10 protein-coding genes and 1 riboswitch are annotated in these 12976 nt (G+C 38.1%); of the genes, 5 read left to right on the top strand and 5 right to left on the bottom strand.

Translation table 11 applies throughout. The features are described 5' to 3' along the window. The first annotated feature begins 312 nt into the window (after positions 1 to 312). From L323_RS28855 to L323_RS28845, 3 genes are read left to right on the top strand one after another with little or no spacing between them, the layout of a single operon-like run. Positions 313 to 957: a corrinoid protein gene (locus tag L323_RS28855; protein WP_020815121.1), complete on the top strand. Its 645-nt coding sequence runs from the start codon at positions 313 to 315 to the stop codon at positions 955 to 957. A 44-nt stretch (positions 958 to 1001) separates the two neighbouring features. Then, positions 1002 to 1763: a DUF1638 domain-containing protein gene (locus L323_RS28850; RefSeq protein ID WP_020815120.1), complete on the top strand. Its 762-nt coding sequence runs from the start codon at positions 1002 to 1004 to the stop codon at positions 1761 to 1763. Beyond that, the gene (locus L323_RS28845) at positions 1756 to 3597 is read left to right on the top strand and encodes an ASKHA domain-containing protein (protein ID WP_020815119.1); all 1842 of its coding nucleotides are present in this window, start codon (positions 1756 to 1758) and stop codon (positions 3595 to 3597) included. Before L323_RS28850 ends, L323_RS28845 begins: the two co-directional genes overlap by 8 nt. A 16-nt stretch (positions 3598 to 3613) precedes the next feature. On the opposite strand, the gene L323_RS28840 is transcribed toward L323_RS28845, so the two are convergent. The 4 genes from L323_RS28840 to L323_RS28825 all read right to left on the bottom strand — a co-directional run bounded on the left by L323_RS28840 (position 3614) and on the right by L323_RS28825 (position 8496). Further along, entirely contained in the window at positions 3614 to 4831 is a 1218-nt protein-coding gene (locus tag L323_RS28840; protein WP_020815118.1) for an ABC transporter ATP-binding protein, read from the bottom strand. A 1-nt stretch (position 4832) separates the two neighbouring features. Beyond that, the gene (locus L323_RS28835; RefSeq protein ID WP_020815117.1) at positions 4833 to 5885 is read right to left on the bottom strand and encodes a FecCD family ABC transporter permease; all 1053 of its coding nucleotides are present in this window, start codon (positions 5883 to 5885) and stop codon (positions 4833 to 4835) included. A gap of 12 nt (positions 5886 to 5897) precedes the next feature. Then, entirely contained in the window at positions 5898 to 6902 is a 1005-nt protein-coding gene (locus tag L323_RS28830) for an ABC transporter substrate-binding protein (RefSeq protein WP_020815116.1), read from the bottom strand. A 134-nt stretch (positions 6903 to 7036) separates the two neighbouring features. Further along, a riboswitch (cobalamin riboswitch) is annotated at positions 7037 to 7218 on the bottom strand. Positions 7219 to 7314: 96 nt separating this feature from the next. After that, positions 7315 to 8496 (bottom strand): phosphopentomutase, encoded by a 1182-nt coding sequence (locus tag L323_RS28825; RefSeq protein ID WP_020815115.1) that lies wholly within the window; start codon positions 8494 to 8496, stop codon positions 7315 to 7317. A gap of 238 nt (positions 8497 to 8734) precedes the next feature. Between L323_RS28825 and L323_RS28820 the strand changes: the two genes are divergently transcribed. Together L323_RS28820 and L323_RS28815 are read left to right on the top strand one after the other, a co-directional pair. Continuing rightward, a complete protein-coding gene (locus tag L323_RS28820; protein ID WP_038275486.1) occupies positions 8735 to 10006 on the top strand; it encodes a CapA family protein in 1272 nt (423 codons plus the stop codon). Positions 10007 to 10433: 427 nt separating this feature from the next. Then, the gene (locus L323_RS28815) at positions 10434 to 11888 is read left to right on the top strand and encodes an LTA synthase family protein (protein WP_242835259.1); all 1455 of its coding nucleotides are present in this window, start codon (positions 10434 to 10436) and stop codon (positions 11886 to 11888) included. A 30-nt stretch (positions 11889 to 11918) separates the two neighbouring features. Here L323_RS28815 and L323_RS28810 read toward each other — a convergent pair whose 3' ends face one another. Beyond that, entirely contained in the window at positions 11919 to 12959 is a 1041-nt protein-coding gene (locus L323_RS28810; RefSeq protein ID WP_242835258.1) for a nucleoid-associated protein, read from the bottom strand. Positions 12960 to 12976 lie beyond the last annotated feature (17 nt).

The following is a 12976-nucleotide window of genomic DNA, read 5'->3' as shown; positions in this document are numbered from 1 at the left end:
TCCATATTCTTGAAGTCAAAGTTGTTTAACTACTAAACACCAATAATAATATTTTTATAACTCTGGGCATTGTTATTTTTTTAACAACTTAACCCTTTGTTAATTAATTGTCAATGTATTTTTGATATTTTCTTTTCTACCATATATTAACAAACATTATTTGATAAGGTATATTGCACAAAAACCAATTTTTACTTTAATTAACATTGTAAAATATAATGATTTGAATATTTATACTTTTTTTGTATAATATATGACATAGTATTTATAATTTAAGTAATGGCTAATGAATAGTAAAGTGAGGTTGTGTAATTGAGTATATTAAATGAAATTTCACAGGCATTGCAGTCAGGCAAAGCCAAAATTGTTAAAGAATTGGTTCAAAAAGCTGTTGACGAGGGTTTATCAGCTGTTAATATTTTAAATAGCGGTTTGTTGGATGGAATGGCTGTTATAGGTGAGAAATTTAAAAATGATGAAATTTATGTTCCGGATGTACTGATAGCTGCAAGGGCTATGAATGCAGGTACAGAAATTATCAAACCACTTCTTATTTCAAGCGGTGCAAAGGCTGTGGGAAAAGTTGTAATAGGAACAGTATTTGGTGATCTTCACGACATCGGTAAGAATCTGGTTAAGATGATGCTGGAAGGCAGGGGTCTGGAAGTTGTTGATTTGGGCGTAAATGTACCTGCACAGAAATTTATCGACATGGCAATTCAGGAAAATGCTCAGATAATATGTTGCTCTACTTTACTTACGACTACTATGCCTGAAATGGAAATCGTAGTTAATGCTGCTAAAAATGCCGGCATCAGAGAAAAGGTGACTATTATGATTGGCGGAGCTCCTGTTAATCAGAGCTATTGCGATAAGATTTCAGCAGATATATATACAGCGGATGCGGCTTCAGCTGCTGAGGAAGCTGTTAAAGCATGTAAAGCCGGGGAAGCTTAACATTACTTACATAGCGTATGTTTGAGTGTAAAGGGTGAAATTAAATGCTTCGTCTAAAAATTATAGCCTGCGATGTACTAAACAGAGAAATATCCTACCTTGCCAGTCAGTCAGAGCATTTTACCGATGTAACGTTTGTGCATCAGGGTTTGCACGATACCCCTGAAAAGTTGAATAAACGTCTTCAGTATGAAATCGACAGGGCCAATGAAGGTTTTCCATATAACTACTTTGATACCTGTCCCGATTACGATTATATAATTGTCTGCTATGGACTTTGCAGTAACGGAATTACGGGGATAAGCAGTAGAAGGCTGCCCATGGTAGTTCCTAAAGCCCATGACTGTATTACTCTGCTTCTGGGCTCCAAGGAGAGATATATGGATTTATTCAGGCAGCAACCCGGAACTTACTGGTTCTCAACAGGATGGATTGAGCGGGGCTGGCAGCCGGGAGAACTTAAATACACGACACTCCAAAGGGAGTACATTCAGAAATACGGCGAAGAAAATGCCGAATATCTTATGGAAATGGAACAAAGCTGGATGAAAGAGTACAATAATGCCGGCTTTATTTCATGGAGTTCCTTTAAAAACAATGAATTTTACAGGTCGGCGGCACGTTCTGCTGCTGACTTTCTAAATTGGGATTTCTTTGAAGTACCTGGTAATCCCGATCTTTTGAAAAACATGCTAAATGGCAGGTTTAATGAGAATGAAGTTCTCATAGTTCCACCGGGTGCTAAAATTGCCGCATCCAATGACAATGACATAATAACAGTCGAAGGAGATAATCAGGATGTTTAGTGTAACGGTCAGAAATAACGGCAATACACAAGTATATACAGCAAAAAACGGCAAAAATTTATTTGAACTGCTCCGGGAAAAGGGTTTTGGTATTGATTCGCCCTGCAATGGGAATGGAACTTGCGGTAAATGCAGAGTAAAGCTTATCCAAGGTTCTAACAGTCCGGCTAAAGCCGAAGAAATAAAACTCCTTGGGCTTACAGCTCTGGAAAACGGCTACAGATTAGCTTGCCGGTACAATATTCAATCAGATATTGAAATTTCCACAGACAGTAATGACCTTCCTGCAAATATAGCTACAGAAAGCGTACAGATAAATACTGAACTTAATCCACTGGTTACAAAGGTTTATAGCGTTCTTGAAAAACCGGCACTCGATAATTCTGTTTCTGATTTTATCAGAGTAATGAATGGGAGCTATAATGATAATCCCCTTGTGATAAATGATTTGGGACTTTTAAGAAATCTCCCTGATGTTATAAGAAAAAATAATTTTGAAGTAACCCTTGTAAAAAGCCCATGGGATATAATCGCAGTGGAATCAGGAAATACTACAAATACCCTGTACGGAGTGGCTGTAGATATCGGAACAACTACAATTGCAGCCTACTTAGTAGACTTGACTACTGGTAAAAAGGTCTCCGTCACTTCCCTGCTGAATCCCCAAAAGGCATTCGGTGCAGATGTAATATCACGTATCAGCTATACCATGGAAAATGAACATGGATTGGAACAGCTGAATAGCTTGCTTCTGCAATCAATAAACGTATGTATTACAATTTTATGTAAACAAGCAGGAATTTCCCCCGTTGATGTTTACGTAATAACTTTTGCTGGAAACACCACTATGCTTCATCTGCTCCTTAAAGTAAATCCGTCAAACATTGCCTATGCACCGTTTGTTCCGGCTTTCACCTCCACTGTGAAGGTAAAGGCCGGGGAATTACCTGTGGATATCAACCCTAATGGTATAGCATATATTCTGCCCGGAGTATCGGCGTATGTGGGTGCAGATACCGTGGGAGCAGTACTGGCTGTGGGTATGCATCAGCAGGCTTCTGCTTCACTACTTATTGATATAGGAACCAACGGGGAAATTGTTCTTGGCGGCAAAATCGGTATGTACGCCTGTTCGGCAGCGGCAGGTCCTGCTTTTGAAGGAGCAAATATAAAAAACGGTATGGGAAGTGTCAACGGTGCCATAAACAGCGTTTCCATAAAGCATGGAATCACATTCACCACTATTGGGCACACAAAACCAATGGGCTTATGCGGTACAGGTGTTGTTGACCTGCTTGCAGAGCTTCTTGAAGTTGGGATAGTTGATGAAACCGGAAGAATTGATATGTCATGGAGGCCGGAGTCCCCTGAGCAGGAACCTCTTTGTGAAAGAATAGTTTCTGTGGATGGAGTTAATGGATTTTTACTTTGCAAAGCTCGTGAAACCCTTTCCGGCAATGAAATACTTCTTACCCAGCGTGACATCCGTGAAATTCAGAATGCTAAAGCAGCTATAGCCGCAGGAATAAGAGTACTTGTCAAAAATGCAGGAATTGGTTTTGAAGATATTCAGAAGGTGTATTTGGCAGGGGGTTTCGGAAGCTATATTAATATTGACAGCGCATTGAAAATCGGCCTTATCCCGGGAGAACTGGAAGGCCGTATAGTATCTGTCGGAAATGCCGCAGCTCAGGGGGCCATAGATATTCTTAACAACAAGTCCCTATTGTCTGCGGCACAGGAAATAAGTAAATCTATTAATTATACAGAGCTTTCCAACAGTAAGGATTTTAATGATTACTACGTAGACTGTATGACCTTTGAGGATATATAAATCAGATATGTTCCCGCTAAAGCACCTCATGCAGTCTAGAGGAATTTATTACAGCAACCGCCTTTCTTTTAAGGCGGTTGTATATCCCTGTAGCTTTGCCGCCTGTAAAGTCTCTGGTCTCAGGAAGGTCGTCCTCTATTATAACAAGCTTCTCCGCCTGTTCCGCAGCCTCCAGATTCCTGATATTCTGCAATCCCAAGGGCATATTGCAGAGTATTGTTGTATGAGAGTTCTTTATATATGCAAGATTATCGTTGAAAAGTTCATCAGAAATACTGGAGAAAGGCTTTTCCATAAGATAATCTATCCCGAACACCTCTGCTGATGCTATATCACTGTCGCCCTGAAAAAAAACCCCCGCCGATATATAATATCCTTGTTCGTAAAGCTGTCTTAATACGCTTCCGGCTGTTCCCCCTCCGCCTATTACATGAAACCTTACGGATTTATTTTTTTCATTAACCTTATGTATGTAAATATCCAACAAACCTGTTATTCTGTTTTTGTAAACCAGTGCATTTACACCATAAACCTGTGACAAGTTCAGGGACGTAAGAACCTCCTCAGGACTTCCGTCTGCTACAATTTGTCCATCATTCATAAGAACAAGCCTTGTACAGTATTTTGCTGCAATTTTCAGGTCATGGATTGCAGCTAATACGGTTTTCCCTTGTTCGGACAGTTCTCTTGAATATTTGAATATCTGTTCCTGATATGTAATATCCAGACTTGCGGTAGGCTCGTCCAGAAGTATGATATCTGTTTCCTGAGTCAAGGTTTTGGCAAAAAGCACTCTCTGCCTTTCGCCTCCTGACATTTCGTTTATTGCACAATCTTCCAGCTTTTCAGTATCTGTATACTCCATGTTTTTTCTTGCAATCTTATAATCCTCTTTACTCTCTCTTTGCATCCTTTTAAGATAAGGATACCTTCCCATAAGTACTACTTCTCTTGCAGGGAACGGGAAACCTATCTGAGTATTCTGATGCATTAGTGCTACCTTTTCGGCAAGGCTTTTGTTGCTCATCTGGTTTATCATTAATCCGTTAACCTTTACAGTACCTTCTGCCTTATAAATACCATTCAGGCATTTAAGCAGTGTGGTCTTACCTGCACCGTTAGGGCCTATGAGACCAACCAGCTCTCCTTCTTTTACCTTAAGGCAAATATTATCAAGTATTTTTTTATTGTTAATCTCATAATTAAGGTTTTGTATTTCAATAATGTTCTCCATATCAGATTACCGTTCCTCCTTCCTTTTTGCTTCTTAGTAAAAGGTAAAGGAAATAAGGAGCTCCCACCAATGCGGTTATTATTCCTACTCCAATCTCATATGGAATGGCTACTACACGTGATACAAGATCACAGGCCACAAGGAAAATAGCCCCTCCAATACTGCTGGCAGGCAGCAGCTTTTTATAATTGGGACCAACCAGAATTCTCATTATGTGGGGTACAATCAGACCAACAAAACTTATGGCTCCGCTGACACAAACTGCACTGGCTGTAGCAATGGAAACTAGCACCAGTAGTACTGTCCTTATTTTACCTGAACTTAATCCTACAGACTTTGCTTCCTCTTCCCCCAACATAAGAACATTCAAGTCCCTTGAAAAAACAAACATAAGTATAACACTTAGTATAATTGGAACCATCACCAGCTGTACGTGTTCCCAACGTCTGCCGTCAAGGCCTCCCGTGGACCAGAAAAGAAACTCCTTAACCTGATAATCATAGGACAGGGTTAGTATAATATTGGTTATTGCCCCTATAAAAGTACTCACCGCAATTCCCGAAAGCATCAGTGTAAGTACGGGTACTTTACCTTTTTGGTAGGACAGCAGGTAAATTACAAATATCGCAATAAATGCTCCCGTAAATGCAAACAGTGGCATAAAATACATACTTGCGGCAGTTAACCCCAACTTTATAGCCAGAACAGCTCCCAAGCCGGAACCGCTGGATATTCCCAGCAATCCCGGGTCTGCCATAGGATTTCTGAACATTCCCTGCATAACTGCCCCGGATGAGGCAAGGGCTGTGCCTGCAAGTGCAGCTACTAGCACTCTTGGGAACCTTACAAGAAAAATAATAGGTTCCTGTCCTTCAGCAAATGTTGCATGTTTTAAAATACCAATATTTTTGAGAATTATTTTAAAGGTATCGAAAAAAGGTACGTTTACAGCACCTATTGCTGTTCCCACAACCATTACAATCAGCAGAAGAACCAGCATTGCCGGTATAAACCCGACATTTGTCAGGTTTTTTTTGTTTTTTTTATTTTTCATGTTTCCTCCGGTTTATTTAAACAGTCCCGGATAGGCAACCTTTGCAATATCCTCTACTGCCAGTACAGAGTATTGTGATACTGATGAGATATGGTTATATGGTACTGAAATTATTTTATTATTCTTTACTGCTTTTATATTAGCCAGTGCCTTATCACCCTTTATCTTCTCATTCAAAGTATAAAAGTTAACCTTAGTGTCATAGTACCATGACGGCAGAATAATAATCTGGGGGTTATACTTTATTATCATTTCCTTGGATAACTCAGGCCATCCTTCAAGACCATCCTTTGACACAGGGTTTATAAGGCCTGCTCTTTTAACAATGTCATCAAAATTTGTTCCCTTACCGCTTGTAGTACTCATTTCACTGTAATCTAGTACCGTTTGTTTTTGGTCATCAGTCATTAGCTCGATTCTATCGGATACGGCCTTTAGCTTCTGCTCCATCCAATCAATTAAATCCTGTGCTTTGGCTTCCTCTGCTACTATTTTTCCTATCAGTTTAAGGTTATCTTTCACCTGTTCAATATTTGAGGGAGTATTTAGCATAAACACGGTTATATTTGCATCTCTGAGCTGTTTAACCACATTTGCATCTGCCAGATTATCCATAAAAACAAGATCAGGCTGTAATGCAATTATTTTTTCCGCATTGGACTCGATTCTCTTACCTATTCCTTTAGCTTCATCAGCAATATTTGAAACTTTGGCGTCGTCCGCATAATAAGTCATAGCCGCAATTCTGCTTTTGTCTACCAGTGACATAAGCATTTCACAGGTTCCAAGAGGCAAACTTACTATTTTCTCAGGCTTAGCCTTAAGAGTAACCTTTGTGCCCTTTGAATCCTCCAATGTCAGAGGAAATTTTTCTGTTGTAGTATTTTTCACCGACGTATCAATTGCCTGAGTGGTCTCCGAAGCCTGCTGGTTTGTATTATTAGTACATGCTCCAAAGATTCCGGTTATAAAAATCACTGCGAGTATTAAAGATAAGATTTTTAAATTCCTTTTCATTTTAAAGTAGCTCCTAACATTATGTATTTTTTACTCTTTTAAACACAAAGCCCTTTAAACGTTTTTGTGTTTAAAGGGCATAATTCCATCTGGAATTTTTTTATTAAACACACCCCCTATCACTCGTAGAGTTAACAGTGTAAACGTACAGACAGGTATTCTGACTAAGGCATCAACGCTCTCCATTCCTTCCCGGTTAATGTACCAGTGGATTATATGGAGAACTCCTCCAACACAGCGGCGGGACCGTGCAGGGTTTAAACCTGCTTCCCTTATCTGTAGCTCTTATCAAGTTATATTGCATATATTAATATAAAACAAGCTTAATAGCAAATACAAATCAGACACATTATCGTCCAAATTTCTTATTCTGGCGAATTTGTCAATTAAATACCATATTTGTCAAAGTATATTAATATTTGATAATCTCCCTTAAAAAGCTTTGTCCCGGGAATCTGTTCTCTGCATTAAATACCTCTGCAATAGTGCAGGCTATATCAGCAAAGGTTTTTCTTGTTCCAAGATTTATATCCTCTCGTATACCCTTGCCATAGATAATTACAGGTACATGTTCCCTTGAATGGTCAGTACTTGGAGTAGTAGGGTCGCAGCCGTGATCCGCTGTAATTATCAGCATATCGTTATCTTTCATTGCAGACAAAATTTCAGGCAGCCTGTTGTCAAATTCCTCTAAAGCCTGTTTATAACCTTCCGGATTATTTCTGTGCCCGAATACCATATCAAAATCTACAAGATTTGTGAAAATCAGGCCCTTATTCTTCTGACCCATAAATTTTAATGTAACGTCAATACCGTGAATGTTGTTTTTTGTGTGTTCAGCTAAAGTAACTCCTTTTTTTGAAAATATGTCTTCTATTTTTCCTACCGCAATAACATCCAGGCCCTTTTTATTCAGAATATCCAAAACAGTGTCCGATGTAGGCTCGGCGGAAAAATCCCTTCTGTTAGGTGTTCTTGTAAAGTTGCCCAGTTCGCCTATAAACGGCCTGGCAATAACACGTCCAACCATATGTTCCCCTTGTAGCATCTCCCTTGCTATACTGCAAATACGGTACAATTCTTCCAGAGGAACAACTTCCTCATGGGCTGCTATCTGAAATACACTGTCCGCAGAGGTATAAACTATGAGTTTCCCCGTTTTCATGTGCTCCTCGCCATACTCCTTGATTATTTCAGTTCCCGATGCGGCGCAGTTTCCAAGAACACCTCTTCCGGTAAGTTTTGCAAACTCATCAAGCACTTCTTTTGGAAAACCGTCAGGATATGTGGGAAACGGGTATTCAAGCTGAAGTCCTGCAATTTCCCAATGTCCTGTTATAGTGTCCTTTCCTTTTGAAACCTCCGCCATTCGTCCATAGCTACCTTTAACATGTTCGGGTACAGAAAGATAGTCTACTCCATCTATCTTTCCCATTCCAAGCCGGCTGAGGTTGGGAAGGTTTATTCCATTGCAAACCTTCACGATATTTCCCAATGTATTGCTTCCTTTATCACCATATTCGCCGGCATCAGGAAGCTCACCTATTCCTACACTGTCAAGGACTATCATAATCACTCTATCTATATTTGTCATATCTACTCTCCCTATTATTTTTATTACATGCATATACCTATTACTATTATATTAATACCAAATATTTGCTTTTTCAAACAAATTAAAAACTTTTTAATCTGATAATATTTCCATATAATTCAAAAATTATACCAATATCCATTAAGATTATGGTATAGTTTATTGTAGTTCATACAAACAGGATATTTCCGGCCAAGAAGACACCAACCGAAATTAAATAAGAGGAATGGTTTACATAATGAAAACAAAGATGATTATCTTCAAACGCACTTTTTACGTATTGTGTATTATGTGCTTTCTGCTTTTAGTCAGCACAACAATAATTCTTGCAATAGGCGGTCTCAACAACAACCAGATAAATTCTGCGGCACCGAGTATCCCTGCTCAAAGCAGTTTTACGGGTTTATCAGAGAGCACTGACAATACATCGGATACACCCAAACCCCCAAGCACGCCTCCGCCCCCTCAGTCAATAACCATATCAGCCGTGGGAGATATTATGCTACATCAGGGAAATCTCAATAGTGCATATGATTCCAAAAGTAAAAAATATGACTTCTCCGGCTTTTTTGAACATGTAAAGCCATATTTGAGTTCATCTGACCTGACAATAGCAAATTTTGAGACCGTTACAGCCGGTGCAGGTATCAAGTATAGAAGTTTTCCTGTTTTTAACTCCCCTGACAGTATACTTCCGGCTTTGTCAGGAACAGGGGTTGATATACTCTCTACAGCCAACAACCATTGTCTTGACTGGGGTATCAACGGACTTACAAGAACTATTCAAAAAATCAAAGAATATAAAATGGTCAACATCGGAAGCTCTGTCAATGGTAAAGACAAATATGTTATTAAAGATGTAAAGGGTATTAAAATAGCTATCCTAAGCTATTCTCAGTTTTTTAACGGCCATGAAGCAAAGTTAAGCAGCAATGATAAATCCAGATATCTTAGTATATTAAACGAATCCAAGATTCAAAATGATATAAAAGAAGTAAAGGCAAAGGGAGTTGATACAGTTATAACTGTCCTTCACTGGGGAAATGAATATATCCGTACACCAAGTACCTATCAGACAAATTTGTCCAAAAAGATTCTGTCTTGGGGAGCTGATATAATACTTGGTTCTCATCCCCACGTTGTACAAAAATCAGAAATAGTAAAAGTAAACGGTAAAAATAAGTTTATTATTTATTCCATGGGCAATTTTATATCCGGCTACAGGCGTACAGACAAAGCAAAACGAATTAATAAAGTTTATACTGAGGATGGGGTTATCGTTACCCTCAAGCTTGAAAAAGACACTAAGGGCGGTATAAATATAAAAGATGTGACTTATATGCCGACATGGGTTGATATGTATTCTTCAAAGAATAAACCTGTTTATAAAATACTTCCCGTTCCTTCACCTGATGTAAAAGCTCCTTATATAAACAGTAGAAATAAATCCTATGTAAAGCAGTCATATAATAATACCATGAGCCTGATGGCAAAATTTAATGGTAAATAATAATATTTTATATAAATTTACAAATCGAATAAATTCTTATAAAATATATTATGGTATAAACTGTTATAACTTAGAAAGGTAAATTCAAAACGTAATGTTAAATAATTTTTATGGTAGAGTTTCAAATGCGTTCAAGAATAAGCCATACCGAAAAGCAGTAATTGTTTCAGCAATTTTAATAATTTTAAATGCATTTAAGACAACCCTTTTCAACTATCTGATGTTGCCAAAAACCGGCGGAGATACGTTAGGTTATAAATTCTGGATTTCTTTACTTGTTTGTGTTATTGTTTTTTCCTTTGTTCTTAGCCTGAAGTCAAGATACGTTTTTTTAATCGTGTATATAATACAAGGGATTTATTGTTTTACTAATATATCATACTTCCTTTATTACCACAGTTACCTGCATTTTCTTCAGTGGATTTCCTTGTTTAAGGAAGCTATGATTTCAGCTTCTCACTTTGCCAATCCAATAAGTGTTCAGCTTTTGGTAGTTTTTATTGATGTTCCTGTAGCTCTATATATTTTCTTCAAGTGTTTTAAAAGGGAAGTAAAAAGTACAAGGCTGCCTTTTTTGCGCAATGCTATTATTGGTTTATCTGTAGCAATTCTTTTAGTAATTGAGATATTTAACTTTGCAAATGGCCAGTCTGTGGTACAGTTCATGGATGACAGATATTCCGGAGAAACCCGGATAGTTGAAAGGTACGGTACTGTTGTAAACGGAATAGTTAATATAGTTCAGAATAATACGGAAGAAAAGCTGATTAATCAATTCAATTACGGCAAAAACATCTCTTCCCCAAGTTCTGTAACTACTTCAAAGAGTACCTCACAGCAGCCGAATTATGTAGTAATACAAGTTGAGTCAATGGATTCAAATATTGTTAAGCAAAAATATAAAGACTCCTATGTTATGCCTTACCTTAGCTCATTGATGGATAACAGCGTTTATTATCCGTATACCCTCAGCTATCATAAGGGCGGAGGTACATCAGATGCTGAATTTTCAGTTATAAACAGTGTTGAAACCCTTGATTCTTTCCCGGCAATCAAGCTGTCATCATACAGCTACCCCAATTCAGTTGTCTCCAAACTTGCAAAGGCTTCATATAACACTATGGCTTTTCATGGCAACGTGGGAACATTTTATAACAGGAATATAGCTTTTTCAAAAATGGGCTTTAAAAAGTTTTATGATATAAGCTCAATGAACTACGATGACGAGGGCTGGGGCGCACCGGATGACAAGGTCTTCTCATTTGCTTTCGAGAAGATTGAGAAAAGTACAACACCTTTTTATACACACATTATCACAATGACAAGCCACGGCCCGTTTGAAAGTGCAAGACATTATTATAATAACAAGGCTTACGACGATATAGAAAATGAGATTGTACGGAACTATTATAATTCCTTTAGTTATGTTGATAAATCAATAAAGGATTTTGTGGAGAAGATTCAGGCAAAATACAGCAACACTTATATAATAATTTATGGTGACCATACTCCCAATGTCAACTCACAAGATTTTGCTCAGGCTTCGTTTATAGAGGGTGACAAATACTTTGAGTTTGTTCCCATGTTTTTGCTTACACCGGACCACAAGAAGTACAAGGAAGATTCTTTTGTAGCGTCCTTCCTTGACGTTTCTCCAACCATATTGGCAACATCAAATCTGTCATATAACGTTAAAACAGATGGAAAAAGCTTGTTGGATACTGAAATTACCCCGGCAAATATACCTTTTAAGGGCGGTTCCTTTGACCGCAGTTGGTTGTTTAATACAATATCAAACCATAAGTATGTGGAGGAAGAACCTTTGTGGCGTAAATACCTGCCATCCTTTATTTCTTCCAGCCTTATAGAACGACATAAATAAGTATATAAAATGCCAGAGGTAGGGTTCTCCCTACCTCTTATTTATTATTTTACCAACATTTTTGATTATGATTGATATGGAGCCGTCAGGGTTATTTGCAAATTCTATCATATCCCTGTTGTCGTAATAGCTTAGTGGGAAATTTATCTCAATGCCTGTATCTGTCTTGATTTTATGGGTTTTAAATTTTTTCTCTGCTAATTTTTCAGGTACTGTAATAGCCTCCTCTGTAAGGCCGGCTTTTTGAATCTCCTGTATGTACTCTTCCCTGACGGCAAGATTCGTTTCAAATACCTCCTGGGCTATTTCATCCACCCGTATTTCGTTCTTTTCTTCCAGCCCTTCGGATACAACCTTCTTTAGCTTTGCTACCTTGTCAAAGTCCTCGTCATAGTATTTTTTGCTTATCTTCTGTGTTACTTTGTCAATAATTTTCAGCTTTTGGTTGTCCGACAAATCAGTTGTACAGTTAATCAAATAATTGGACATGTAAAATTCCTTTGTACCGTTTATTTCGTAGGATTTTTCAATGAGTTTTATTTCACCTGTTTCCAGACTGATAAGAACAGCCTCATCAACTTTTTGTCCGTCCGACGGTAAAAGTGTTTTATGCCGTATAATTGTATTTACCGCTCCCTCTTCCATCTGGCTTACGTAGTGGGTAAATCCTGTTTTATAGTTGAGTTTCAATAGCCCCAGATATGGTTCATTCCCTGCAAGAAAATAACAACATATAAGGTCTCCGGAAGCTATATCAATATTTTTAAGCATAAAATCAAAAGTCATTGCTGCAATGGCCCGGGTTACTTCCATAAAACAGCCCGAATCCTCTTTAAGTGCATTGCACATATCTCGTACTGTGTTCACCTCACCTGTAAACTGGGCCTTTTTCAAGTTTGTATCCTCAAAGGTTTTGGAAATATGCTTTTCCAAAAAATCTGCCAATTCTCCGCTTAGCTCAATTTCCTTATCAGAAAGTACGGGAAAGTTTACGCTGGTGTCTAAAATATGCAGGACAGCTGTGTTTATATGAATACTGTATTCCATATCAAGTAATATCTCCTTTTTCATTCGAAGTCAAAACCCGT

It is taken from the genome of Ruminiclostridium papyrosolvens C7 (assembly GCF_000421965.1).
In the GTDB taxonomy this organism is placed as follows: Bacteria; Bacillota; Clostridia; order Acetivibrionales; family DSM-1351; genus Ruminiclostridium; species Ruminiclostridium papyrosolvens_A.
Note: the sequence above shows the minus strand (reverse complement) of the source record. Positions and strands in the feature narration are given on the sequence as shown.

What these genes read in the sequence shown, in the direction of transcription:
- L323_RS28820 (WP_038275486.1), top strand. Translation starts at nt 8,735, where the DNA reads ATGAAAACAAAGATGATTATCTTCAAACGCACTTTTTACGTATTGTGT.
- L323_RS28840 (WP_020815118.1), bottom strand. Translation starts at nt 4,831, where the DNA reads ATGGAGAACATTATTGAAATACAAAACCTTAATTATGAGATTAACAAT.
- L323_RS28850 (WP_020815120.1), top strand. Translation starts at nt 1,002, where the DNA reads ATGCTTCGTCTAAAAATTATAGCCTGCGATGTACTAAACAGAGAAATA.
- L323_RS28830 (WP_020815116.1), bottom strand. Translation starts at nt 6,902, where the DNA reads ATGAAAAGGAATTTAAAAATCTTATCTTTAATACTCGCAGTGATTTTT.
- L323_RS28810 (WP_242835258.1), bottom strand. Translation starts at nt 12,959, where the DNA reads ATGAAAAAGGAGATATTACTTGATATGGAATACAGTATTCATATAAAC.
- L323_RS28825 (WP_020815115.1), bottom strand. Translation starts at nt 8,496, where the DNA reads ATGACAAATATAGATAGAGTGATTATGATAGTCCTTGACAGTGTAGGA.
- L323_RS28845 (WP_020815119.1), top strand. Translation starts at nt 1,756, where the DNA reads ATGTTTAGTGTAACGGTCAGAAATAACGGCAATACACAAGTATATACA.
- L323_RS28835 (WP_020815117.1), bottom strand. Translation starts at nt 5,885, where the DNA reads ATGAAAAATAAAAAAAACAAAAAAAACCTGACAAATGTCGGGTTTATA.